The sequence below is a fragment of the Acidovorax sp. Leaf73 genome, assembly GCF_916855635.1.
GTDB classification, from domain to species: Bacteria; Pseudomonadota; Gammaproteobacteria; order Burkholderiales; family Burkholderiaceae_C; genus Acidovorax; species Acidovorax facilis.
On the sequence record NZ_CAKASI010000006.1, the window covers coordinates 347,200 to 372,381 of the forward strand.

23 protein-coding genes are annotated in these 25,182 nt (G+C 58.8%); 5 read left to right on the top strand and 18 right to left on the bottom strand.

What is annotated here, in order from left to right; translation table 11 throughout:
* Window positions 1-10 precede the first annotated feature (10 nt).
* From LPA35_RS21330 to LPA35_RS21375, 10 genes are all read right to left on the bottom strand, one after another.
* Window positions 11-967 (bottom strand): SAM-dependent methyltransferase, encoded by a 957-nt coding sequence (locus LPA35_RS21330; protein WP_228898799.1) that lies wholly within the window; start codon window positions 965-967, stop codon window positions 11-13.
* On the bottom strand, window positions 967-1,596 hold the full coding sequence (locus LPA35_RS21335) for a DUF1415 domain-containing protein (protein WP_228898800.1): 630 nt from the start codon (window positions 1,594-1,596) through the stop codon (window positions 967-969). Before LPA35_RS21335 ends, LPA35_RS21330 begins: the two co-directional genes overlap by 1 nt.
* Window positions 1,597-1,667: 71 nt before the next feature.
* On the bottom strand, window positions 1,668-2,837 hold the full coding sequence (locus LPA35_RS21340; protein WP_228898903.1) for a deoxyguanosinetriphosphate triphosphohydrolase: 1,170 nt from the start codon (window positions 2,835-2,837) through the stop codon (window positions 1,668-1,670).
* A gap of 74 nt (window positions 2,838-2,911) precedes the next feature.
* Window positions 2,912-4,015 (bottom strand): 3-dehydroquinate synthase, encoded by a 1,104-nt coding sequence (gene aroB / locus LPA35_RS21345; protein WP_228898803.1) that lies wholly within the window; start codon window positions 4,013-4,015, stop codon window positions 2,912-2,914.
* 425 nt (window positions 4,016-4,440) lie between these two features.
* On the bottom strand, window positions 4,441-5,973 hold the full coding sequence (locus LPA35_RS21350; protein WP_228898808.1) for an Ig domain-containing protein: 1,533 nt from the start codon (window positions 5,971-5,973) through the stop codon (window positions 4,441-4,443).
* A 23-nt stretch (window positions 5,974-5,996) separates the two neighbouring features.
* A complete protein-coding gene (pilQ, locus tag LPA35_RS21355) occupies window positions 5,997-8,138 on the bottom strand; it encodes a type IV pilus secretin family protein (RefSeq protein WP_228898809.1) in 2,142 nt (713 codons plus the stop codon).
* Window positions 8,135-8,677: a pilus assembly protein PilP gene (locus LPA35_RS21360; RefSeq protein WP_228898810.1), complete on the bottom strand. Its 543-nt coding sequence runs from the start codon at window positions 8,675-8,677 to the stop codon at window positions 8,135-8,137. Before LPA35_RS21360 ends, pilQ begins: the two co-directional genes overlap by 4 nt.
* The gene (locus tag LPA35_RS21365; protein WP_228898812.1) at window positions 8,674-9,354 is read right to left on the bottom strand and encodes a type 4a pilus biogenesis protein PilO; all 681 of its coding nucleotides are present in this window, start codon (window positions 9,352-9,354) and stop codon (window positions 8,674-8,676) included. The genes LPA35_RS21360 and LPA35_RS21365 overlap by 4 nt, the downstream gene beginning before the upstream one ends.
* A gap of 2 nt (window positions 9,355-9,356) precedes the next feature.
* Window positions 9,357-9,965: a PilN domain-containing protein gene (locus tag LPA35_RS21370; RefSeq protein ID WP_121422416.1), complete on the bottom strand. Its 609-nt coding sequence runs from the start codon at window positions 9,963-9,965 to the stop codon at window positions 9,357-9,359.
* Window positions 9,962-11,041 (bottom strand): pilus assembly protein PilM, encoded by a 1,080-nt coding sequence (locus tag LPA35_RS21375; protein ID WP_055399276.1) that lies wholly within the window; start codon window positions 11,039-11,041, stop codon window positions 9,962-9,964. The genes LPA35_RS21370 and LPA35_RS21375 overlap by 4 nt, the downstream gene beginning before the upstream one ends.
* 268 nt (window positions 11,042-11,309) lie before the next feature.
* Here LPA35_RS21375 and LPA35_RS21380 point away from each other — a divergent pair, with 268 nt between their 5' ends.
* Window positions 11,310-13,703, top strand: coding sequence for a penicillin-binding protein 1A (locus LPA35_RS21380; protein ID WP_228898814.1), 2,394 nt, complete (start codon window positions 11,310-11,312; stop codon window positions 13,701-13,703).
* Between the two features lie 58 nt (window positions 13,704-13,761).
* Here the strand turns inward: LPA35_RS21380 and cyaY are convergent, their stop codons facing one another.
* Window positions 13,762-14,091: an iron donor protein CyaY gene (gene cyaY, locus LPA35_RS21385; protein ID WP_121422414.1), complete on the bottom strand. Its 330-nt coding sequence runs from the start codon at window positions 14,089-14,091 to the stop codon at window positions 13,762-13,764.
* Between the two features lie 12 nt (window positions 14,092-14,103).
* Here cyaY and LPA35_RS21390 point away from each other — a divergent pair, with 12 nt between their 5' ends.
* Complete coding sequence (locus LPA35_RS21390; protein WP_228898816.1) at window positions 14,104-14,313, top strand: lipoprotein; 210 nt, start codon at window positions 14,104-14,106, stop codon at window positions 14,311-14,313.
* Window positions 14,314-14,437: 124 nt separating this feature from the next.
* Entirely contained in the window at window positions 14,438-15,256 is an 819-nt protein-coding gene (locus LPA35_RS21395; RefSeq protein ID WP_228898818.1) for an MBL fold metallo-hydrolase, read from the top strand.
* Window positions 15,257-15,356: 100 nt separating this feature from the next.
* On the opposite strand, the gene LPA35_RS21400 is transcribed toward LPA35_RS21395, so the two are convergent.
* The 5 genes from LPA35_RS21400 to LPA35_RS21420 all read right to left on the bottom strand — a co-directional run bounded on the left by LPA35_RS21400 (window position 15,357) and on the right by LPA35_RS21420 (window position 21,515).
* The gene (locus LPA35_RS21400; protein ID WP_228898820.1) at window positions 15,357-16,010 is read right to left on the bottom strand and encodes a sulfite oxidase heme-binding subunit YedZ; all 654 of its coding nucleotides are present in this window, start codon (window positions 16,008-16,010) and stop codon (window positions 15,357-15,359) included.
* Window positions 16,011-16,076: 66 nt separating this feature from the next.
* On the bottom strand, window positions 16,077-17,081 hold the full coding sequence (msrP, locus tag LPA35_RS21405) for a protein-methionine-sulfoxide reductase catalytic subunit MsrP (protein ID WP_055399284.1): 1,005 nt from the start codon (window positions 17,079-17,081) through the stop codon (window positions 16,077-16,079).
* A 145-nt stretch (window positions 17,082-17,226) separates the two neighbouring features.
* Complete coding sequence (gene ccsB, locus LPA35_RS21410) at window positions 17,227-18,576, bottom strand: c-type cytochrome biogenesis protein CcsB (protein WP_121507460.1); 1,350 nt, start codon at window positions 18,574-18,576, stop codon at window positions 17,227-17,229.
* The gene (locus LPA35_RS21415; RefSeq protein WP_228898822.1) at window positions 18,573-20,726 is read right to left on the bottom strand and encodes a cytochrome c biogenesis protein ResB; all 2,154 of its coding nucleotides are present in this window, start codon (window positions 20,724-20,726) and stop codon (window positions 18,573-18,575) included. The genes ccsB and LPA35_RS21415 overlap by 4 nt, the downstream gene beginning before the upstream one ends.
* A gap of 159 nt (window positions 20,727-20,885) precedes the next feature.
* Window positions 20,886-21,515: a cytochrome c gene (locus tag LPA35_RS21420; protein ID WP_055399289.1), complete on the bottom strand. Its 630-nt coding sequence runs from the start codon at window positions 21,513-21,515 to the stop codon at window positions 20,886-20,888.
* Between the two features lie 72 nt (window positions 21,516-21,587).
* On the opposite strand from LPA35_RS21420, the gene yihA reads away from it, so the two are divergent.
* Together yihA and LPA35_RS21430 are read left to right on the top strand one after the other, a co-directional pair.
* Window positions 21,588-22,337, top strand: a complete 750-nt coding sequence (gene yihA / locus LPA35_RS21425) for a ribosome biogenesis GTP-binding protein YihA/YsxC (protein WP_121422409.1) — start codon at window positions 21,588-21,590, stop codon at window positions 22,335-22,337.
* 50 nt (window positions 22,338-22,387) lie between these two features.
* Window positions 22,388-23,293 (top strand): alpha/beta fold hydrolase, encoded by a 906-nt coding sequence (locus LPA35_RS21430; RefSeq protein ID WP_228898824.1) that lies wholly within the window; start codon window positions 22,388-22,390, stop codon window positions 23,291-23,293.
* Between the two features lie 52 nt (window positions 23,294-23,345).
* Here LPA35_RS21430 and LPA35_RS21435 read toward each other — a convergent pair whose 3' ends face one another.
* Complete coding sequence (locus tag LPA35_RS21435; RefSeq protein WP_055399296.1) at window positions 23,346-24,215, bottom strand: lysophospholipid acyltransferase family protein; 870 nt, start codon at window positions 24,213-24,215, stop codon at window positions 23,346-23,348.
* Window positions 24,212-25,066 (bottom strand): lysophospholipid acyltransferase family protein, encoded by an 855-nt coding sequence (locus LPA35_RS21440; RefSeq protein ID WP_055399298.1) that lies wholly within the window; start codon window positions 25,064-25,066, stop codon window positions 24,212-24,214. The genes LPA35_RS21435 and LPA35_RS21440 overlap by 4 nt, the downstream gene beginning before the upstream one ends.
* Between the last annotated feature and the right edge of the window lie 116 nt (window positions 25,067-25,182).

The window sequence follows — 25,182 nt, forward strand, 5'->3', positions numbered from 1 at the left end:
TGGCGCGACGTCAGTCCTGCACCAATTCCACGGCAACCTGGGTATCGCGAGCCTCCGGCTTCAGACCAAAGCGAGCCCCCAGCGCCTTGTCAAGGCCAAACTCTTCCAGAATGGCGCGCAGGCGCTCCGAGGCGCTGCGCTTTTTCTGCCCCGTGTAGCGGGCAATGATCAGCTCATTCTTCATGCTGTGCTCCCAGCCTACCAGCTCTGTCACGGTGACCTGGTAGCCACTCGCCTCGAGGTACAGGCAGCGCAACACATTGGTGACCTGGCTGCCCAGTTCGCGCGTGTGCAGCGGGTGGCGCCACAGCTCGGCCAAGGGCGTGCGCGACAGCTGCAAGGCCTTGCCCTGCCGCAGGCAGGCGGCCATCTCAGCCTGGCAGCACGGCACCAGCACCATCGCCCGGGCCTGTTTCTGCAGTCCGAAAGCAATGGCATCGTCCGTGGCGGTGTCACAGGCATGCAAGGCGGTGACCACATCGATCCTGGCTGGCAATTCATCTGCACCGGTGGATTCCGCCACCGACACATTCAGGAACGACATGCGTTCAAAGCCCAGTTTCTGCGCCAGCAGGCGGGATTTGTCCACCAGCTCGGCGCGCGTTTCTACCCCGTAGATGTGCCCGTGCCCCAGGGCCTTGAAGTACAGGTCGTACAGGATAAAACCCAGATACGACTTGCCCGCCCCATGGTCTGCGAGCGTCGGCCCCTGGTCGGTGGTGGCAAGCTCCGTGAGCAACGGCTCGATGAAGTTGAACAGGTGGTAGACCTGCTTGAGCTTGCGCCGCGAGTCTTGATTGAGGCGTCCATCGCGCGTGAGGATGTGCAGTTCCTTGAGCAGTTCTATCGACTGGCCCGGCCGCAGTTCGGAAAGCTCCGCAGACTCGGCCTTGGAGGCAGCCGCCTTCGGGCGGGAAGCATGTGGCTGCTGCGCGCGGGCTGCAGAGAGGTCTTTGGTCTTTCTCATCATCGAACGTCCTGGCTCGCTTCCGGCAGCGATGGCGTGCCAGCGCTGGGGCCCACATCCAGCGCAGACCAGCCCTGCATGCCCAATGCCTGCAGCACCTCAATATTTCGCTCAAAAATTGTTTCCGCCTCCGGAAACACCTCCACGGCGCGGTCGATGCTCTCCTCCCGCAGCAGATGCAGTGTGGGGTATGGCGAACGGTTGGTGCAATTGGTCACGTCATCCACATCGGTGCCCGCAAACTGAAACTGGGGGTGAAAACTCGCGATCTGCAGCGTGCCGTCGAGCTCCATGGCCTCCAGCAGTGCCTCCGCATCTCCCAGAAAATCGTTGAAATCAAGAAAATCCTGGAGGCAGTGGGGGAGTATCAACAAGGTGGTGTCCCGCGTTTCGGCGGGGGTCGCCACCAGGGCAGACAACTCACTGCGCAGAAGAGCCTGCACTTCCGTCAAGTCTTCGGTCAGCGCGACCACGTAGTGAATCTGCCCCTTGACATGAACGCCCTTGGCAAATGGGCACAGGTTGAGCCCAATCACTGCTCGCTCCAGCCAACGGACGGTGTTGCGAACGAACAAGTCGGCAGGCTCCGAAGAGGCCGCCGAGGCCGTAAAGGTGGGGGAGGAAGTCATGAAACGGGCGCACGGGGCGCGAAGAAGTGCGGGGTTGATTTTACCGGGCGCCCTGCCCACCCCCACAGCCGCTAGTCGAAAAGCCGCCGCCCCGTCAGGCGCTCATGCTCCCGCGCTGCAAACCGGTCTGTCATGCCCGCAATGAAATCCGCCACAGCCCTTGCCCGCAGCGGGCCGCAGTCCACAGAGGCCTGCTCGGCAAATGCCGCCTTCATTTCTTGGGGGGAGGCCGTGTACGCTGCAAACAGGTCGCGCACGACCTCCTGCGCACGTCCCGTGGTCTCCATGACGCGTGGATGGCGGTACAGGTTTTTGAAGAGGAACTGCTTGAGTTCCAGCGAGCGCGCACGCATGGCATCGCCAAACATCACGAGCGACGGCGATTGGCGCACAGCCTGCACATCAGTGGGCGCGTGCCTGGCCAGCGCTGCCTGCGTGGCATCAATCACGTCATAAACCTGCGCGCTGAGCATGCGCCGTATGGCTTCAAACAACAGGCGCCGTTGCAGCAGCGGCTGCACGAGATCCGGGTACTCGGCCTGGGCCGCAGCGCGGTACTGGTCGAACAAGGGCACGTCCTGCAATTGCGCCAGCGTGATCAGCCCAGAGCGCACGCCGTCATCGATGTCGTGCGCGTTGTAGGCGATTTCATCGGCTAAGTTGCACAGCTGCGCCTCCAGGCTGGGCTGCTCCCGGCGCAAAAATCTTGCACCGACGCCACCGGGCTCTTCCCGCTCCAACTGCTGTGCGTGTTGCCTAGAACAGTGCTTGAGCACGCCTTCACGCGTCTCGAAGGTCAAGTTCAGTCCGTCGTACTGTGGATAACGCTCCTCCAGCTTGTCCACCACCCGCAAACTCTGCAGGTTGTGCTCAAAGCCCCCGTGCTCCGCCATGCACCCATGCAGCGCATCCTGGCCGGCATGTCCAAACGGCGTGTGGCCAAGATCGTGGGCCAACGAGATGGCTTCCACCAGGTCCTCGTTGATGCGCAGTGAGCGAGCGATGGAGCGCCCCAATTGGGCGACCTCCAGCGAGTGCGTCAGGCGTGTGCGAAACAGGTCCCCTTCATGGTTGAGAAAGACCTGCGTCTTGTAGACCAATCGCCGAAATGCAGTGGAGTGCACGATCCGGTCCCGATCACGCTGGTATTCGGTCCGTGTGGGTGCCGGTGTTTCAGGGTAGCGCCGCCCCCTGGTCGCAGCAGGGTGGCAGGCGTACGGGGCCAGGTCAGAGATCGGAATCAAAATTGCCGCCAGCGCTTATCTATACAGCGCAAATAGCTATACTATTTATAGCAATTGGTGACAAGCACCTTCTAGGCACAGCAGGCATCAATCACTTCGCGCACCAGGCTGTCCGGTGCAGCGCGCACTGCCGCCTTGCCCGGGCCATCGATCACGACAAATCGGATCTCACCGGCTTCAGATTTCTTATCAATGCGCATCAGTTCCAAATAACGGCCGGCATTGTCTGCGGCATCCAGAATGGGCCCCTTGGTGGGCAACCCCGCGCGCTGGATCAGCAGATTCAGGCGGGCCACAAACTCGCCGTCCACCAAGCCAAGCCTGTGAGAAAGCTCTGCCGCCATCACCATGCCGGCGCCAACGCCCTCACCGTGCAGCCACACGCCATAACCCATGCCAGCCTCAATGGCGTGCCCAAAGGTATGGCCAAAGTTGAGGATGGCACGAAGGCCCGTCTCTTTTTCATCCTGGCCGACAACCCAGGCCTTGATCTCGCAACTGCGCCGCACGGCGTGCGCTAGGGCGTCCCGGTCGTGCGCGATCAGGGCGTCCATATTCCGTTCCAGCCAATCAAAGAAGGCCATGTCCGAGATCGGTCCGTATTTGATGACCTCTGCAAGACCGGCACTGAATTCGCGCGCTGGCAACGTATCGAGCACCGCAAGGTCACACACAACCAACTGCGGCTGGTAGAACGCGCCAATCATGTTCTTGCCCAAAGTGTGGTTGATGGCCGTTTTGCCACCCACCGAAGAGTCCACTTGGGCCAGCAGCGTGGTCGGGACCTGCACAAAAGGCACACCCCGCATGTAGCTGGCTGCGGCAAAACCGGTCATGTCACCAACGACCCCGCCGCCCAGCGCAAAGATGGTTGTCTTGCGATCGCAACCATTGCTAAGCAGCGCATCAAAAATTAGCTGCAGGGTCTCCCAGTTCTTGAACTCCTCGCCATCTGGCAGCTGCAGTTCATGAATCTGCGCATACCGGCCCGCCAGCGCTGCACGCAAAGCCGCTGCATAAAGGGGTGCGACCGTGGTATTACTCACAATCAGCGCCCTGCTTGCGCCGGGCAAGTCGGCATAGGAAGCGGCATTAGCCAAAAGGCCACCGCCAATGAGGATGTGATAGCTACGCTCACCCAGTTCAATGGAGACTTCTTGATCAATCTGGGACATGAAATATTCTTACAAGTTAAATCGCTAGAGGCACCGACGCGTGCGCCGCGCTTACCCAATTTTGCCTTGGTTCAACGGCCAGCCCAATAAGCTGGAGACTTAAGCCGTTGAGACACAAGCCACGCCAGACTGCAAATTCTTGGTCGCCAGCTTGATTGTTAGAGGGGATGCCCCTACCCCCATAACTAAATACTCTTTTGAAGTGCCGTGAACTGCTAAATGCCCAGCGTATCTTTGAACGCAGGCATTGGCCCGACGCATTTAGCGCAGCAACACCCTTTGCACCGCTCCTGATTGACTCTACGGACATAGACACAAACACCATTTCACAATAAGAAAACCCCGGCAAGCCGGGGTTAAGATTCGAAGGCACCTAGCAGCAAAGCACTGTCAGGCGCACTTCTAAGCAAGATGCAACTGTTCGACTATGGGCAGACGTAGTCGACAGGGTCTCCGCCGGGAGGAACAGATCCAGCGCTCACGACAGTGATGCTAAACGTTCGTGTCACTTTCGACGCACCCTTTGCAGCAGTCACCAAGAATCTTTGTTCGCCACAGTTAGCCACCTTGGGTGTTCCATTGAGAACCCCGGCAGTACCGGTCGTGCCACTGGTCAGCCAAGACGGCAGACCGGCGAAACTCCAGGTCACATCGCTTACCGAGGCAACAAACGAGTAGGTAAAACTATTACCAACGGGAATTGTTCCCAACGAGCAAACAGCGGTCGAGTTGCAATCACCGATTGCAAAGTCTTCGGGCAACCCGCCTACCAACTTAAGTTTGACAACAGCCGTCGCAGACCGCTTGTTCTTATCCACTACAGTTACTGTCGCACGGTAATCACGTTCTTCTGCGCTGGCGCTAGCAGTGCCACTAAGCATGCCGGTGCTGGCATCAATAGCCAAACCTGCAGGCAGTCCTGCTGCCGACCAAACATAAGGCGGCAGCCCCCCATCGACAGTTAGCAATGCCGTAAATGGAACCCCTTTGGTTACAGTGCCCAAATCTACATCGGCAAGTACCGGTGCACTCGTCAGCGCCTCCAACACTGAAATCGGCTGGATCGATGTGATCGGGTCAATGATGCCGTTGCTCACATTGTTGTCGAAACGATCCGCCGTCAATTCGAGGAAAATCGCTCCTGTTTCTGTGCTGCTAAGCAGAGAGAACGTTGCCACACCGCCTATGGACGGCAGTTGCAAAATGCTCCCACTCTGAGCACCAGAGACCAAACGCGCGCCTTGGGCTGCATCTGTGCCTGACAGAATGCGAACCTGCATGTTGGCACCCGAGGCACTTGCGGTAGGCTGATTGGCATCATCCATCACAAACGCCTGTATTCCCATCTGATTCAGAAGGCCGTTAGCGTTGTTCTTGGTACCCAGATAACCTGGAATCTGAGCTTCCATACGCACGCTCGCTGGTTTTCCGGTAGTACCGCCAACAGAAATCGTCACACTGGCAGATTTTTGCTGATTGTCACGTGGATCAGTCACAGAGCATGTAATACGCGCGGTTCCAGCCTGATCACCAGCATGAAAGTGGAACGAGTTTCCACCAGAATTCGCACCCAACGTGATATTTCGATAGGCATTCGGAATTCTTATTGTCCCACCATTCCCATCATCAACTTCCGTTTCATGCTCTGGGTCGCCATCCAAATAATAAAGCGACCCAGAATCCAACCCACCAGCCACATTACAGCCAAAGATATCCTCTCCACCAGGTATCAGCACACTACCCTTGCGAGCCTCCACGTATAGGGATGTGGTATAGGGCCGGTATGCACCGATGCCAGGCATAGCGCCTGCAATATTCAATGGCAATTGTGTCTTCTCAGCCCGGAGCGTGATGCTGTAATTTTCCTGGGTCTCGCCCGAACCACCGCTACCGCCACCACCACATGCCGACAAGATTGCCGCTAACGCAAGGGTTAAAAATTTAGCATTTTTCAACATTGCTCATCCATTCAATATAAAAATTAGCGAACCGCAGCACGCTCAGTGAGAACCTTCGGTGTAATGAAAATCAACATTTCTTGCTTATTGGCCTGCTTAGTTTTTGTTTTAAACAAATTACCAACACCGGGAATGTCGCCCAAAAATGGCACCTTTGCCTCAGCATCATCCTCGAACAATTCAAAAATCCCACCAATTACGACCGTACCGCCATTTTCAACCAACACCTGGGTTTTAATATGCTTGGTATTAATAGCTCGCACATTCTGAAGAATTTCACCTGGGCTATCTTTGTTTACATCAAGATCCAAAATGATATTACCCTCTGGTGTTATTTGGGGCAGCACCTCTAGTTTCAAAACTGCTTTCTTAAACGCGATAACCGTTCCACCATTTGGAGCCGTTACGGGATATGGAAACTCAGTTCCTTGCTCAATAGATGCTTTGGTTTGATCAGCTGTCACAACACGGGGACTGGACACAATCTTACCTTTACCGTCTGCCTCCATCGCAGATATCTCTAAATTCAAAAATCTGTTGGCCGCCGAGTTAAAAATAGATATAGCGAAACTTGCTGGATCGAATCCACCTTGGGCCTGCGCAGGAAGATTAACAAAGTTACCCAAAGTATTAGCAGCCCCACCAGCACCAGATGACGCAACCGCGTTGCTGTAGCTGGTGCCAAACGCCACACTATTGCCACCGCCGATGTTGTACCCCCCGGTACCGCCACGATTAGCCCGCAAATCTGTTCCACCTAGTCGGACGCCCAAGGAGCGCCCGAACGTATCGGATGCTTCAACAATTCTCGCTTCAATCATCACTTGCCGAACAGCAACATCCAAAGTCGAGAGCAACTGACGCACTTCTTCCAGTTTACTTGCCGTGTCAGTCACAAAAAGCTGATTGGTTCTGGGTTCCGCAATAGCGCTACCTCGCTCCGACAGGAATCTATTTGAGGTCCCCCCCGATGTACCACCGCTTGAGGCCGTCAGTTGAGCGACCATATCAACCGCTTTTGCATAATTCATTTGGAACGCTTGCGTTCGAAGCGGCTCCAGTTTTTGAATAGCTAACGCAGCCTCGTAATCCTTCTTAGTCCTGTCATCAATTTCATCTTTAGGCGCAATCCACAACACAGTACCAGATTTCCGCATCCCCAGGCCTTTGGCCTCCATTATGATTTGAAGCGCTTGGTCCCAAGGTACATCTTTGAGACGCAATGTCAGCGAACCAGTGACCGTATCCGAGGTCACAATATTGAAATTGGTAAAATCAGCAATGACTTGCAGAAGTGACCGAACCTCAATATTCTGAAAATTCAGCGATAGCTTTTCCCCGCTATATCCAGGGCCTTGTGTTAGCTTGTTCAGGTCGACCTTCTTCTGCCGGATTTCAACCACGAATTGGCTATCACTTTGATATGCGCTATGCTCCCAATCGCCAACAGGATCGATGGTCATACGAACCCGCTCGCCTTGCTGAACGGTGGTAATAGCTTGCACTGGCGTTCCAAAATCACCCACATCCAAACGCCGACGCAGCCCTTCCGGCAATGAAGATTTCAGGAAATCCACCACCAAGCCTTTTCCCTGCTGCCGAATATCAACGCCCACTTGGCTTGAAGGAAGCATCACCACCACACGCCCAGAGCCATCCGCGCCTCGTCTGAAGTCAACATCTTTCAATGTCTGGATATCAGAATTAGCAGGATCAGCAAACACTGGAGCAGGCACCGCTTGAGTTGCTGAATTGGCAAACTGCACCGTCCCTAAAGAAATCAGGAGTGATTTCCCTTGAATTTCAGCCTGATAGGAAGTGGATTGCTTAAGATTCAGGACAATTCGGGAGCGGTCACCGGCCTGCACCACATTGACAGACTTAACGTTGCCCTGATTCACTTCAAAAACATTTTTTCCGGTCGCATTGGACGCATCCGGAAAGTCCAAAGCAATGCGAGGAGGCGATTGGATGGAAAATCCTGTTGGCACAGACTTCAGTGGTTCAGAAAAATCAATACGGACCACATCTACGCCGTTCTGCACGCTCCCCATTACAGATTGAACTACAACCTGCGCAAACACACTGATGGGTGTCAACACAGCAAATGTGAATCCCACTGCAATTTGACAAATCTTTGATGGATAAATTTTCAGATATTTCATTTCTTGTCCTCTTGCAGATCGAGGGAGGCTGCACGTTCAATCCAATCACCAGTCGCATCTTGAACAATTTCGCGCAACTGAATCGAATTTTCAGTAATTTTCGTTATTCGCCCGTAGTTTTGGCCAATATAGTTCCCTACTCGCACTTGATAAAGTAACTTATCAACTTTCAATAGTGCAGTCGGCGCATCCTTTTTATCAAGACTGCCGACCATCGCCATTACATCCAGCGGATAAGACTCCAGAGGCTCCTTTCGCCTGGCCATCTCTGGGGCAATTAAAGCAGCGTTAGAGGCTGACTGGGTAGACTCTCGTCTCAACGCCTGTGTTAACTTTATAGAGTTGAACGGCTCGACTCCTGAATCCATTGCATAGGTTTGGGGTAAAAATTGCTTGGGCTCAGTCAAAGGGGTTACTTTGGGTTTGGTTGTTGCCCGCAACTCCGACATCCACTGACGCAATTCGTCATCACCCGAAGAAACACAACCGGACAAGCCAAGAGCGGCCACTATTAATGAAATCAGTCTATGCGACGTCATTTTTTGCCGCCCTTCGCCACCTGCTTTTGAGCCTGAATTTCCTCAGAATCGAGGTACCTAAACGTACGGGCTGTGGCCTCCATAGTTAACGTAGCCCCACCCTTCTCCTTCCCCAATGGGGCAATGGAAATATTGTTTAAAGTAACAATTCGGGACAGATGCGCGATATCAGACGCAAACGATCCCATATCGTGATATTTTCCAGTCACACGAATTTGAATAGGTAATTCAGCATAATACTCTTTAACCACAACTTGTCCTGGCCGGAACAAATCAAACTGCAAACTTCTTCCAAGCCCGGCCTGATTAATATCAGAGAGCAACGCCGCCATCTCGGCCTTGCTTGGCAGTTGCTTTTCCAGTTGAATCACGTACTGCTGGACTTGTTCTCGTTGACGCTTTAAAGCCTCCAAACTCACCGCTTTAGTCAATTTTGCTTGATAGTCTTGGCGTAGGGTTTGCTCTTTAGCGATCTCGGTTTCAAGTTCGACTTCATACTCATTGATCTTGGCAAACCAGAGAACAGCAGCCACCGCAATGGAAATAAAAAGATATAACAGAATCTTTGGAGCTACTGGCCACAAAGAGGGATCTTTGGGATCTAAATTTCGGAACTGCCGGGAGATAGTCTCCTGCAAGGCAGAGAAATCAATATCTTTTTTTGATTTTTTTGCCATATCTATTTCCCAATCGCGGCGCTAGCCGAGTCTTTGGCTTTTTGTGCTTCACCCGTACGCATCAAACGGAAGCGCAAATTGAACGTGGACACTCGCCGCTGGTCTCTTGAGGACAAAGCAATATTGCTCGCCACAATTTCCACCAATTCCGGCTTTGACAGCCAAGGAGTGTTATCGGTCAAATTCCGAAGCATCTCAGAAACACGCTCGTTGGATTGGGCAACCCCTTGCATAGCGATTACTTGCTCAGTTTGCTTAATGCTTGTCACATACGCGCCTTCTGGTATCTGACGCACAAGCTCATTGAGCAAGTGAACAGGGAGATTTCGATCTGACTGAAGATCTTCCACAGCCTTCTGCCTAGCCCGCAAAGCCGCAATTTCGTCTTCTATGGTGGCAATTTCCTTGATTTGTTCTTCAAGGACCTTAATTTCACTCTGAAGAAAAGCATTTCGCTCTTGCTGTGCGGTGATCATCATTTGAAACCACCAATACACTGCCCCAGCGATTGCCAGACCAATCAGAAATGATGCGAACATCGTCGCCTGAAAGGCTTCCTTCCGACGTTTGCGCGCAGCTTCCCGGTGCGGAAGTAAATTGATCAGAATCACTGCAGGAACCTCCGCATGGCCAGACCGCACGAGGTCAGATAGGACGGCGCCTCACGCACCATTTTTTTCAAACGAACGGAACTTCCGATTTCCATACCGTCAAAAGGATTGACTGCGCTGCACGCAAAGCCGGTCTGCTGGGTAACAGCCTCTGTCAGGCCTGGCAGTGGCGCTGAGCCACCTGCAAGCATGATGTGATCAACACGGTTATGGGGTGTACTGGTGAAGAAAAACTGCAAAGCTCGCCCAATCTCTTGGGCCATGCTGTCTACAAACGGCCGCAGCACAGCCGATTGATAGTCTTCTGGGAGGTCACCATTTCGCTTTTTACTTTCCGCCTCTTCCACTGAGAAACCGTATTGACGGACGATCAATTGGGTCAGCTGCGCTCCTCCAAAAGCTTGGTCCCGGTCATAAAGAACTTCTTCGTTGCGGATAACCTGCATGCTGGTGGTAAGTGCTCCCACCTCAAAAAGAGCAACCATTGCGTCGACGCCTTTCTTGGGCAAGGCCTCAATGAGACGCCCCGCAGCCAATCGGGAGGCATGGGATTCAATGTCCACCACCACCGGCTTGAGGCCTGCAGCCTCTGCCAAACCTTGGCGGTCTTGGACCTTCTCTCGCCGAGATGCGGCAATGAGAACATCGACGTCCCCCGGCGCATTTTTGCTGGGGCCGATGACGCAGAAGTCCAAACTCACTTCGTCGAGCGAGAAAGGAATGTACTGATTGGCCTCCGACTCGACTTGAACCTCAAGCTCTTGTTCTGTCATGCCCCCTGGCAGCGTAATCTTCTTGGTGATGACGGCCGATGGCGGCAGTGCCAAGGCGACGTTCTTCGTGCGCGTTCCACTTTTTTTGACCAGGCGGCGCAGTGCGTCCGCAACTTCGTCGAATTTTTCGATGTTGCCATCCGTGATCCAGCCACGCTCCAGCGGTTCGATCGCGCAACGCTCCAGAACCAAGCCGCCTGCCTTATCGCGCCCAAGCTCCACCAGTTTGACACTGGAGGAACTGATGTCGATTCCCAGCAGCGGCGGAGACTGGCGACTGAACAAAGACCCCATTGAGCTCAAGATTGGTCCCCTGTAACTTGCCAAAATGAGGCAACAAAACTTAACACTTCACATGAATGCTATCAGTAAGATAGTTCTCCAGCAAAGATTTTTCCCCGCGTAACACTTGCGGAGCGTTGCCAAAAGCAGACGAATTTAGCCGCCCTTGCAACACCGTTTGGCAACGATGACGCACCTTTGGGCAGACGGGCACGGGCCGGGCATTGTGATTTTCAGTGGGGTGCAGCGGACATTTTTATAATGGGCCGTCTTACCCCTCCGGAGCGATATGCCGCCCTCTTCATCGAAGTCCTCTGACAAGCAGGACTCTCCTTCCGCTCCCACCCGCCCCACTTGGCTCCGTTGGCTGGTGCGCGCCACTCTTTGGATGGTGGGCCTAGCGACTGCCGCCGCCGTGGGATTGGCTCTGACCATTGCAGTGGCGCTGGCGGTGGCCTATCCGAACCTGCCGGACATCTCTGATCTCGCTGACTATCGCCCCAAGTTGCCTTTGCGCGTTTACTCAGCCGAAGGCGCTTTGCTGGGCGAATTCGGCGAGGAGCGCCGCAACCTCACCCCCATTGGTGAAATCCCCAAAGTCATGAAGGACGCGGTATTGGCCATTGAAGATGCCCGCTTCTTCCAGCATGGCGGCGTTGACTACAAAGGCGTAATTCGCGCAGCCTTGGCTAATCTTGGCCGGGTAAAAAGCCAGGGCGCCTCTACTATCACAATGCAGGTGGCGCGGAATGTTTACCTCTCGTCAGAGAAAACATTTACACGCAAAATTTACGAAATCTTACTGACATTCAAACTCGAGCATTTACTGACCAAAGATCAGATTCTTGAGATTTACATGAATCAGATTTATTTGGGCAATCGCGCCTATGGATTCGCTGCGGCGTCAGAAGCCTATTTTGGCAAGCCCCTGAAATCGGTGTCCGTGGCTGAGGCGGCCATGCTTGCAGGTCTGCCCAAAGCGCCCTCTGCGTACAACCCCATCAGCAACCCCAAGCGGGCTCGCTCCAGGCAGCTTTACATCATTGAGCGCATGGAGGAAAACGGCTTCATCACCGCCGAGCAGGCGACAGATGCTAAGAAAGAAGAACTCAAGATCCGTACCGGCCCGGACAGTACCCGGATTCATGCAGAGTACGTGGCCGAGATGGCGCGCCAGCTGATCTTCACGCAGTATGGCAACGAGGCCTACACACGCGGACTCAACGTCTACACGACACTTAACGCTGCGGAACAAGAGGCTGCGTACGCGGCGCTGCGCCGAGGCATCATGGACTACGAGCGGCGCCAGCAGTACCGAGGACCGGAAAAGTTCGTGGTGTTGCCGACGGCGGCCCAGGAGGTGGAAGACGCCATTGACGACGCGCTGGCCAACCACCCGGACAACGGCGACGTCCTTTCTGCAGTGGTTCTGGAGGCCTCGCCGCGCAAAATTGTTGCAGCCCGCGCGAACGGCGACACACTGGAAATCACCGGCGATGGACTGAAGCCCGCACAGTCCGGCCTGAGTGACAAGGCCGCGCCCAACATCAAGATCCGCCGTGGAGCAGTGATCCGAGTGGTGAAAACACCCAAGAACGCCTGGGAAATTACACAGCTGCCCGAAGTCGAAGGCGCCCTGGTGGCACTGGACCCGCGCACTGGAGCCATCCGGGCGCTGGTCGGCGGATTTGATTTCGACAAGAACAAGTTCAACCACGCCGCACAGGCATGGCGCCAACCCGGGTCGAGCTTCAAACCCTTCATCTACTCTGCGGCACTGGAGAAAGGGTTCACGCCCGCAACGGTCATCAACGACGCCCCTCTGTTCTTTGATGCAGGGGTGACCGGTGGCCAACCATGGGAGCCCAAGAACTACGATGGCAAGTACGACGGCCCCATGAGCATGCGCACGGGACTGGCCAAGTCCAAGAACATGATCTCGATCCGCATCTTGCAGGCCGTCGGGCCGAAGACCGCGCAGGAGTGGGTATCCCGCTTTGGCTTCGATGCTGAAAAGCACCCGGCCTACCTCACCATGGCGTTGGGCGCGGGCTCCGTCACACCCCTGCAAATGGCTACGGCCTATTCCGTCTTTGCCAACGGCGGATACCGCGTGAACCCCTGGCTGATCACCAAGGTCACCGACCACAAGGGCCGTGTCATCTCTGAAACGGCTCCGCCGGTCACCAGCGAACAACCGCGCGCCATTGATGCCCGCAACGCCTTCGTGATGAACAGCTTGCTGCAAGAGGTCACGCGCTCCGGTACCGCAGCGCGGGCGCAAGCAACTCTGAAGCGGCCAGACCTCTACGGAAAAACCGGGACCACCAACGATTCTGTGGACGCATGGTTTGCCGGATACCAACCCACGATCGCTGCAGTGACCTGGATTGGCTACGACACGCCGCGTAACCTGGGAAGCCGCGAAACAGGGGGCGGCCTCAGCCTGCCGGTATGGATCAATTTCATGGAACGTGCACTCAAGGGTGTCCCCGTCATGGAGCCCACAGTGCCCGCTGGCGTGGTCAATGTAGGCGGAGAATGGTTCTACGACGAGTACGCGCGCAACAGCGGTATTCCAAGTGTGGGTCTCGATGACCGATCCGCATCACCTGCTGTGGCTCCACAAGCGCCACCGCCCACCGAAGAGCGGAACCGCATCCTGGACCTGTTCCGCAACTGATGGCGTTGCGGACGCTCTTCCATCTACCTGAGAGACGTGCGCCACCCGGGAGGGTGGCTCACGCTGAAAACTGCAGTGGCAAACCCGCTTGGGCGGCTGCGTCGCGGCTCAGGCACTCAAAGAACTCGCCAGCTCCTTTGGTGTCCTGCCAGGCTTGGCCGTCAAATCGGTAGTGGTAACCACCGGACCGAGCGGCCATCCACACCTCGTGCAGAGGTTTTTGCAGATTGATCACGATCTGGCTGCGGTTGGGGAACGTCAATGTCACCATGCCCCCGGAGCGCTGGGCGTCCACATCGGCATCGGTCGCATCGTTGATGCGATCGCAGCTGCGCTCGACGGCAAGCAGCAGTTTTTCGGCGTGGTCCATGAATTCGAGGTCGGTCATTACAATTTGCGCATGTTGAAAGCTTCCCAAATTCTAGTCAGGACGCTTGTCCTTGCTGCCAGTGCGGCAGCCCTTGCAGGTTGCGGTCAACGGGGTCCCCTGTATTTGCCCAGCAGTCCGGCAGCTGCGCAGCGTGCGACCCTGCCCCAGACCTTGACCCCCGGCGTCGGTACCGCCAGCCCTGCGCAGCCCCCCGCAGCCGCAGCGTCAGCGCCGCGCTGAATAGCGGCAGAAGGACCGGGACAACGGTTCTGGCCACCAATACCACCAAGGCACTTGATTTCTATCAAGGACGTCTCAGAGGGTCAATCGTACAGTTCGTGCTTTATTGCACCGCAGGATGGCCATGGCCCTCGAACTCTACCGCGACAAGAACCATGCTTGTCTGATGTTCACCGACCTCATCGAAGAAGACGGTCAGGCCGTTCAGGCCAACCAGTTTCTGATCGTGGACGACGACACCGGCGCCATCATCGACCCCGGTGGCAACCTGGCCTTCAACGAGCTGTTCATGGGGATGACCAAGCACTTCCCACCGCACAAGCTGTCGTACCTGATCGCTTCGCATGCAGACCCAGACATCATTGCCTCGCTGGATCGCTGGATGACCAGCACCAAGGCCGACCTGGTGATCTCACGCGTCTGGGAACGTTTTGCGCCCCACTTCACCAAGGTAGGCAAGACGGAAAATCGCGTCATCGGTGTGCCCGACAGTGGCGGGCATCTGCCCCTGGGCCGCCATGAACTGGTGCTGCTGCCTGCGCACTTCATGCACTCCGAGGGCAACTTTCACTTCTACGACCCGGTCAGCCGCATCCTGTTCACCGGCGACCTGGGGGTGTCGATGATGTCGGGCGCCGAGGCTCGTGTGCCAGTGACCGACCTCCACGCCCACATCCCGCGCATGGAGGGATTTCACCGCCGCTATATGGTGTCCAACAAGATCCTGCGGCTGTGGGTCCGCATGGCACGGCAACTGGATATCGCCATGCTGGTGCCACAGCATGGCGCGCCCATCATGGGCAAGCAGGCGATCAGCGATTTCTTCAGCTGGATCGAGAACCTCATGTGTGGCATCGACCTGTTTGACGATCGGGCCTACCAGATTCCCACCGGTTACATCGATCCTGTGACCCGGCAGATGCGCGCGGCACCGGCGCGGTAGCCACAGGCCTTGGAATTTCAGGCTAAATTTGCTGCTGGCGCTTTACCATCAAGCGCCAGCAGCTATTATTTATATAGCAAATAATTCCACAAGCACAGCGCTACGACGTGCGGGCGGCTTGGGATGCCTTGGCCCCCGCCGTACCCTGGGTTGGCCGACGCTTGCGCAGCCGGTGCCACAGCCGCCAGCCCAGCAAAGCTGACAAAACCGCCGCATACACCGCCACCTCGCCAAAATCATTCTTGCCAGCGCGCATCCAGAAGAAGTGCAGGATGGCCAGGCCCGCCACTGCGTATACGCTGCGGTGCAGCGCCTGCCAGCGCTTTGCGCCCAAAGCCTTGATCGCGCGGTTGAACGATGTGGCGGCAAGCAGCGTGAGCACCAGCAGCGCCAGAGACCCGACCAGGATGAAAGGCCGCTTGATGATGTCGCGCACGATGTCGGTCCCATCAAAACCCATGTCGAACCAGGCGTAGCTCAGCAGGTGCAGCAGGCCGTAGAAAAACACGAACAGGCCCAGCATGCGCCGAAAGCGCGCAAGCTGGGGCGTGGAAGTCACCACGCGCAGCGGCGTAACGGCCAGCACCAGACAGAGCGCGCGCAGCGTCCAGTCACCCGTGGCGCGGATCAGGGCCTCGGCCGGATTGGCGCCCAGCTGATTGGCAGCCGCAGCGTAGACCAGCCATGCCAACGGAAGCAGGCACAGTGCAAAGACCACGGGCTTGGCGGCAGAATGGAGCAAGAGTTTGCGCATGGTGATCCGCGCCCCTCTTCTGCCGCTTTAACTACACGTCAAGCGGAGAAAAAAGGCGAATGAAGATCAGTAGAACTTCTTGAGGTCCATGCCCGCGTACAGCTGCCCCACCTGGGCTTCATAGCCGTTGAACATGAGCGTCTTGCGCTTTTTGGCAAACAGGCCATCTTCGCCAATGCGTCGCTCGGTGGCTTGGCTCCAGCGAGGGTGGTCCACCTCAGGGTTCACGTTTGAGTAAAAGCCGTATTCCTGCTTGGCCGCCTTGTTCCATGCCGTGCCGGGTTCTTTCTCGACAAAGCGGATCTTGACAATGCTTTTAGCGCTCTTGAAGCCGTACTTCCACGGCACCACCAGGCGAACAGGCGCCCCGTTCTGGTTGGGCAGCACTTCGCCATACATGCCAAAAGCCAGCAGTGTGAGAGGGTTCATTGCCTCGTCCATGCGCAGGCCTTCCACATAGGGCCAGTCGAGCACGCGCGATCCGACAAAAGGCATGGTGGCCTTGTCGGCCAGCGTCACAAATTCCACATACTTGGCGCTGCCCTGGGGCTCCACGCGCTTGATCAGTTCGGCCAGCGAATAACCCACCCAGGGGATGACCATGGACCAGCCTTCCACGCAGCGCAGACGGTAGATGCGCTCTTCCTGCGCGCTGAGCTTGATCAGGTCTTCGATGCCGTATTTACCCGGCTTCTTGACCAGGCCTTCCACTTCCACCGTCCAGGGCGTGGTCTTGAGTGTGTGGGCGTTGCGCGCGGGGTCGGCCTTGTCGGTGCCGAATTCGTAGAAGTTGTTGTAGGTGCTCGCGTCTTTGTAGTCAGTGAGCTTTTCCATCGTGACCGCACCCGCCACGGTGGACTTGGCACCCGCGAGCGCAGCCAGCTTGTTGGGCCGCACCACCTGCGCCTGCTGCGCCAGCGCCTCGCGGCCGGCCCAGGCCGCCATCGCGGCACCTGCAGCGCCGCCCGCCATGAGCTTGAGCATCTGGCGCCGGTCTTCGTAGACCGCGCGGGGGGTGATTTCGGAGGAGTGGGGGTGGTTGAAACCCGAATCGCGCGAGGGGATCAGCATGGGGAGGCTCCGGTCATGGTCTGGTGGAAACAGCTGCAGCAGTAGAGCAGCACAACTGTTAGTTCGTTCCCTAGACCACGCAGGTTACACCGAAGACGCAATAGTTGTCGGCCCCACTCCGATGCCCGACTGAGCCCTCACCCCATCACAGCGTGCCGTAGCTGTGCAAACCGCTCAGGAACATGTTCACCCCCAGAAACGCGAACGTGGTCACCGCCAGGCCCACCAGCGCCCACCAGGCCGACACGGTGCCGCGCAGCCCCTTCATCAGTCGCATGTGCAGCCAGGCGGCGTAGTTGAGCCAGACGATCAGCGCCCAGGTTTCCTTCGGGTCCCAGCTCCAGTAGCCGCCCCAGGCCTCGGCCGCCCACAGCGCGCCGAGCACGGTAGCAATGGTGAAGAACGCAAAGCCCACGGCGATGGACTTGTACATCACATCGTCCAGGATCTCAAACGAGGGCAGGCGCGCCGCGATGCGCTTGCGGCCCAGCAGGATGCCAGCCACGATGAAAGCCGAAATGCCGAAGTACACCATCCAGTAGCTGCCACCGTTCTCGGTCGCACCTTGGCGGAACACGATGGGCTCGAAACACAGCACCACGCCCAGCAGCCACAGCGGCGCCAGCTTGTACCAGCGGGTTTCGGTGGCCTGCTGCTTGATGAGGTAGGCAAAGGCCACCATGGCGGCCAGCGCAAACGTGCCGTAGCCGATGAAGTTGGCGGGCACATGCAGCTTCATCCACCAGCTCTTGAGGGCAGGCACCAGGGGCTGGATCTCGTGCGCTTCGCGCACCACCGTGTACCAGAGCAGGAAGCCCACGGCGGCACTGACTACCAACATCACGAACCCGCCCAGTGCACGCGTGTCGTACTGCTGTTCGTAATACAGGTAGAACGCCGCCGTCATCCAGCAGAACAGCACAAACACTTCATACAGATTGCTCACCGGGATGTGGCCGATGTCCGGGCCGATGAGGTAGCTTTCGTACCAGCGCACCAGCGTGCCGATGAGCGCCATGGCCACGGCCACCCAGGCAATGCGCGAGCCCAGCATGCTCATGGTGCGGCCCTCGCCGCGGGAGAACATGCCCACCCAGTAAAAGATGGTGCTCATGAAGAACAGCATGCTCATCCACAGGATTGCAGATTGGCTCGACAGGAAATACTTGAGGCCGAACACCGTATCGGCCCGCGCCAGACTACCCGCACCGTCTTGCTGGTACAGGCCGATGGCCAACAGCGCCACCGCAGCCACGATCAGCATCAGCGCGCGCAAGGGGCGCCAGAACCAGCCCAGCCAGATCGTGCACGGAATGGCACCCAGCAAAATACCTTTCTCGTAGACGTCCATGAAGGCGCCGTAGCGCTGCAACGCATACAGCCCGCCCACGGCCACGATGGCGGCAAACAGCCAGTCGAACCAGTTGCGGCGGGCAAAAAAACCCTCGTTCAGGGTGATCGTGGTGGCCGTGGAGGAAGAAGTCGCGGTATTCATGCGGTGCCTTCGCGGGGCGATGCCCCGATCAGTTTTTGTGCGAGCTGGACAAACTCCTGGTCGCCGTCCATGGTCTTGCGGTTGGTGGACAGGGCCATGGTGGCGTGGGTACGCCCGTCCTGCGGCGCCACCCAGACCCAGACGCGCCGTTCGCGCACGTAGAGCATGGCAAAAACGCCCAGGATCAGCAAGGCACATCCCAGATAGACAACATTCTTGCCAGGGGCTCGCGCCACCTGGAAAACACTGGCCTGTACCTGGGTGAAGTCCTTGAGTTCAAACGCCAGCGGTGCGGGGTAGATCTGCGCGTCGCTGAGCGAGAGCACGGCCTGCGTCATGAAGCCCTGCGTCTGGTCGTCCTGGGGAAGCGGCGGCAGGCCGGCACGCTGGCGCGACAACTGGGCCACCTCGAACAGCGTGCCGTTCAAAATGCGCACCAGCACCTCACCCGCCCGCGCGCGCTCGGCCTCGGGCACGTTGGCCTCCATGAAGTCCGACACCGCCTGCAGGCCACCAGTGGGCTTGCCATCGACCATGCCCTGGCCCGCAAACAGGGCCAAGGCCCGCAGTGCAGACTGCTGCAACTGCTCGGCCAGATCCGGGCGCGAGGTGTCGATGGCCTGCGCCACATAGCGGCGCACGGCCTGCTCGCGCGCTGCGGGGTCGGCCAAGGTGGCCTTCATGCGAACGAAGCCGTCCATGCTGCCCTTGTCATCGGCTGGCACCCGCAGGTACCGGAATGGCTCTGCAGGGGTTTCGCGCACACCCAGCAGAAACACCGGCACGCCATCGCCCGTGTCCACAGGCAGCATGTAGTTGTGGAACTCACGCGCCTGGCCCGCTGCGTCCCGAAGCTTGTAGCTCACGCTCGGGCCCACGTTGCGCAGTTCTTTTTTGGTGACGGTCTTGTTGGCGGCGCCCAGGCGGGATTCCACCGACTCGCGCAGGTCCACCTTGCGCACATCCACACCGCTGCCTCCGGGGCCTGCACCCCCGAAGTTCTCGACATTGATGGTGCGCAGTGCTGTGAACTCCAGCGTCAGCGTCTCGCTGCCCGGGCCGCCGCCGTTGTTGGTCAGCTGGGTGGAATTGCCGACCACTCCTTCGACCTCAATGGGCTTGGCGCCTGCCACCATGGGCACGCCGCGCAGCTTGAGGTGCGAGCCGCCGTCGTCAAAACTCGACTGGTAGATCTCGATGCCTTTGTAGCTGGCCGGGTGGTTCACCTCCACACGCGCGGGCGTCTTCTCGCCCGTGGCCTTGTCGTGGATGATGATCTCGCTGGCAAACAGCTTGGGCATGCCGGTGGAGTAGTGCTCCACGATGAACTTCTTGAGTTCGATGGCAAACGGCAAGTCCTGAAGCAGCACGCCGTCGGACTGATTCAGGATGGCTGTGCTCGACTGTGTGCCCTCAGCCACCAGCAGGTTGCCCCGAAAGGTGGGGTTGCGCTCGGAAAGCCGGTGCTCGGGCTTCACATCGGCAATCAGGCCGCCGCCCTGGTACGGTGTCTTGCCCCCCAGCAACATCTGGGCGCGCACGATGAGATCTCCGTCCAGCAGACCGCCCACACACACCAGCACGATGGCGCTGTGCGCGGCGATGTAGCCCAGCTTGTTGGCAGCACCCGCCTTGGCCGCCACCATCCAGCCAGTGCAGGGGCCAGAGGTGGTGTCGCGCTGCTGCAGGCGCACCTTCCATCCGCCACCGGCCAGCAGGGTGCCAATGCGGCGCGCCTCGACCTCGGCAGAGCCGCTAAGCGTTGCCTCGGCCTTGTGGTGAAAAGCCTTCAGGCTTTGTTCGCGGATGTTTTCCTTGTAGACCTTGAGGTCGATGAGGATCTTGGGTGTATTGCGGGCGATGCACAGCGAGGTGCTGATCACCAGAAACGCCAGGATCAGCAAGAACCACCAGGCGCTGTAGACGGCATTGAGCTGGATGGCGCCAAACAACTCCGCCCAGAAAGGACCGAACTGGTTGACGTAGTTGACCGCCGGCTCGTGCTGCTTGAGCACCGTGCCGATCACCGAGGCAATGCAGATCACCGTCAGCAGCGAGATCGCGAACCGCATGGAGGACAGCAGCTCGATCCCGGCGCGCCAGGCCTGGGAACCAGACTGGATGCGAAGGCCTTGGGTGTTATCGGACATGGATGAAAAAGAAAGGAGACGGCGAGGAGGCGCGAGAGAAGGAAAGAAAAAGGGCGGGACCATCTGTGCGATGGGCCCGCCCGTTTTGGGATTGTTATTGGCGGTAGGTTCCGTGCAACCCGGTCTAGCGGGCCACAAGATTGACGAAAATCAAGTCAATCAGCGCAGGCCAGCGATGTAGTCCGCCACGGCCTTGATTTCCTTGTCGTTCAGCTTGGCCGCCACCTGCGTCATCTGGGTGCTGTTGGCACGCGAGCCATCGCGGAAGGTGTTGAGCTGGGCCACGGTGTAGTCAGCGTGCTGACCCGACAGGCGGGGGTACTGGGCAGGGATGCCCGCGCCGTTGGGGCTGTGGCAGCCAGCGCAGGCAGCGATCTGGCGGTCGGCGATGCCGCCACGGTAGATGCGCTCCCCCAGGGAGACCAGGTTCTTGTCCTTGGCGAAACCGGGTTTGGCCGCCTTGGAAGCCACCCAGTACGAAATGTTCTTCATGTCCTCGTCCGACAGCGCGGTGGCGAAACCCTTCATGATGGCGTTGTTGCGCTTGCCGGACTTGAATTCCTGCAACTGCTTGACCAGGTATTCGGGGTGTTGCTGCGACAGCTTGGGGTTGGCCGCAATGGCCGAATTGCCATCGGCGCCATGGCAGGCAGCACACACTGCGGTGTAGCTGGCCTCGCCTTTGACGAGATCCGGCTTGGCCGCTTTGGGGGCATCGCCCGCCGCATAGGCCGAAAAAACAGGTGCTGCCAGTGCGGCAGCCGTCAGCAAAGAGGCGAGCAACTTCATATCGAGGGTCTGTGTTTATGTGCGCAAAACCTCGCGATTCTACAATGAGGCTCCCAAGCCTCCCAATATTCCATGACGACCTCTTCCACCGCGCCAGTTGCTGGCTCCCTTCCGCCCGCTCCCGACGCCAAGATCGCCATGGGCTGGATGCACACCGCCAGGTTTCTGACCACGGCCGCCCAGCTGCACCACCTGCCGCCCATCCATGTGCCCGAGATCGCTTTTGTGGGCCGCTCCAACGCGGGCAAATCCACGTGCATCAACACGCTCACGCAGCAAAAGCAGCTGGCCTTCGCCTCCAAACGGCCCGGGCGCACGCAGCACATCAACCTTTTCTCACTGGGCAAGCACGGCGCGACCGATGCGGTGCTGGCCGATCTGCCCGGCTACGGCTACGCGAAGGTGTCGAGGTCCGACAAGGTGCGTTGGCAGCAGGTGATGGTCAATTACCTGGTGAGCCGCCCTGGGCTCACCGGCATCGTCTTGCTGTGTGACCCCCGGCTGGGATTGACCGAGCTGGACGAGGCCTTGCTTGAAGTGCTGCGACCACGGGTCGAAGAAGGCCTGAAATTCCTGATCGTGCTCACCAAGGCGGACAAGCTCACACGCTCGGAGCAAGCCAAGATCCTGTCGATTACGCGACTGAACGCGGCCGGCGGAGAGGTGATGATGTTCTCGGCCCTCAAGAAACAAGGCGTGGACGAGGTGGCACAGCTGCTGTGGCAGTGGGCGCACCCGGTGCAAGCCTCGGGCGACGCAGCCCCTGCCCCCGCCGTTGAGCCCCCAGAGCTCGGTGATTCTGAGGATATTCAGTCAAATTAGGCCCTAGCGCTTATCCATCAAGCGCTATTAGCTATTAAATGCATAGCGCCATGATCCAGACCGTCTCCACTCCCCTGCCCCACGGAACCACCCTGCACTGCCGCGTAAGCGGTGTGGCGGGTCGCCCAGTGCTGCTGTTTTTGCACGGCTTCCCCGAGGGCGCCTTCATCTGGGATGAGCTGCTGCTGCACTTTTCCCGCCCCGAAAACGGTGGCTACCACTGCGTGGCGCCCTACCTGCGCGGGTTTGGCCCCTCCAGCAGCCCCGCCGAAGTGGATGCCTACCGTGCCAAGCATCTGGTGCAGGACCTGGTGGCGCTGATTGCCCACGAATGCCCCGGCGGCGCGCTGGAATGCCTGGTGGCGCACGACTGGGGCGGCGCCGTGGCCTGGAACCTGGCCAATCAGCAGCCGCAGCTCATGAAGCGGCTGGCCATCATCAACTCCCCCCACCCTGGCGCCTTTGTGCGAGAGTTGGCACACAACGCTGCGCAGCAGGCGGGCAGCCAGTACATGCACTTCCTGTGCAGGCCTGATGCCGAGGCCCTGCTGGCCGAGGACGACTTTCGCCGCCTGTTCGCTTTTTTCAACGCCCCAGACGGCAGCGCCCCCGCGTGGCTGACCGAGAGCGTGCGTGCCCAGTACCGCGCGCTGTGGCAGCAGGGCCTGACGGGTGCCTGCAACTACTACCGCGCCAGCCCCCTGCGCCCACCCCGCGATGGTGACCCGGGCGCGCAGGCCATCACCCTGCCCGAATCCATGTTGACGGTGACGGTGCCCACGCTGGTCCTGTGGGGCATGGACGACCCGGCCCTGCTGCCCGGCTTGCTCGACGGCCTGCCGGGCTGGGTGCCGCAGCTGCAGCTGCGGCAGGTGGAGAAGGCATCGCACTGGATCGTGCACGAGCACCCCGAGCGCGTGGCTCTGGAACTGCAGCGATTTTTGCAATCAAAATGATAGCTACCAGCGCTTGACAGATCGGCGCCAGACGCTGATTTGACTCAAATTTTCAGGCGTAAAAAGACGGTTCGCCTTCGGGCCGTGTCTTGAAACGCTTGTGCACCCAGTAGTACTGCTCGGGCATGGTGTTGATGACGGCCTGCAGCTCGTGGTTCATGCGCAGGGTGTCGGCCTCGGCATCGTCGGTGGGGTAGTTCGCCCAGGCGGGCGAGACCTCGGCCACGTAGCCTGTGGGCGTCATGCGCGAATACACACCCACCACCTTGGCGCGTCCCAGCCGCGCAAACCGCGACAGCGACGGGATGGTGGCCGCCGTCACGCCATAGAACGGCACAAACACCGAATCATTGCGCCCGTAGTCCATGTCGGGCAGCAGGTACAGCAGGCCGCCCTTGCGCAGGTTGGCGATGATGGGTTTGACGCCGTCCGAGCGGTTGAGCATGCGCACGTCACCAAAACGCTGGCGCCCGGCCATGAACCAGCCGTCCACCGCCGGATCGGGGTGGGTGGCAAAAATGGACGTGAACGCTCGGCCCGAATGCAGCGGCAGCGCCAGGCCACCCGCATCCATGCCATAGAAGTGCGGCGCAAACAGTATGGTGGGCGTGTCGCCGTCGAGCTCGTGCACGGCACCTCTGAGTTGCACGCGCCGCTCGACCACCTCGCGGGGCGCGGCCCAGAGCCAGCTGCGGTCCAACCAGGTCTGGCAGAACACCACAAAACTGGCGCGCGCCACGGCGCGGCGGCGCGCCTCGGTCCAGTCCGGAAAACACAACTCCAGGTTGCGCAGCGCCACCTTGCGCCGGGGCGCCACCAGCACAAAGGCCACCTGCCCCAGCAGCCACCCCATGCCGCGCAGCACGGGCAGCGGCAGGTGCGCCAGCACCCGCATGAACCACACACCCAGGCGTCCCGTCATACCGCAGCTCCCGCAGCAGGCGCTGCCTCGGCGCGCGGCTGCTTGTAGCGGGCATAGCCCCACAGGTATTGCTCGGGGCACTGGCGGATAAGGTGTTCCATGGCCTGGTTGATCTGCACAACGGCAACGTCCAACTGGTCCGACAGCGGTTGCGCCAGCGGCTCGAAATGGGTGACAAAACCACGGCCCCAGGGCAGCCGCTCGCAGCGCACCAGCACAACGGCAGCACCCGTCTGCTGCGCCAAGCGCACGGCCAGGGTCATGGTGTAGGCATCGCGGCCAAAAAACGGCGCCCAAAGGCCCTGCCCGTCCGGCGGGACCTGGTCGGGCAGCAGGCCCACGGCCTCACCCCGCCGCAGGGCCTTGATCATCTGGCGCACCCCCGCCAGCGTGGTGGGCACGGCCAGCATGCCGGGCCGGTTGCGTGCGGTCTCCATCACCTTGGCCAGCCAGGCCTGGCGCGCGGGGCGGTACAGCACGGTGATGGGGCCGCGCTCCGCGCTCCAGCGCCGGGCCGCCGCCTGGGCCGACAGCTCGAAGCACCCCTGGTGCGGCGTGAGGTACAAAATGCCGCGCCCGGCCGCATACGCCTGCTCCACACAGGCCTCGCCTTCGATGCGGCAGGGCAGTGGCGCCCCCAGCCACAGGCGCGGCAGCTCGGCCACCATGCGGCCGGCATGGGCCACAGCGGCACGCACGTCGCCCAACGAATACCCTGCCAGGGCCGAATTGGCCAGAAAGCGACGCCGGTACGTGGGCGACGCACAAAACGCAATCCAGCCCATGGCCGCGCCCATGATGTGCAGCAACCACAGTGGAAATACGGAAAAGAATCGAAAGACGACTGGCATTAAAATGACGGGGTCGCTGAGTTAAATGAGCAACTTGCAGGGCGACGTTAAAAAAATCTGCTAAAGCGTTCGCCAGATCTCCTTCGGGGTGAGGGCAACGCCCCAAATGCCGGAAC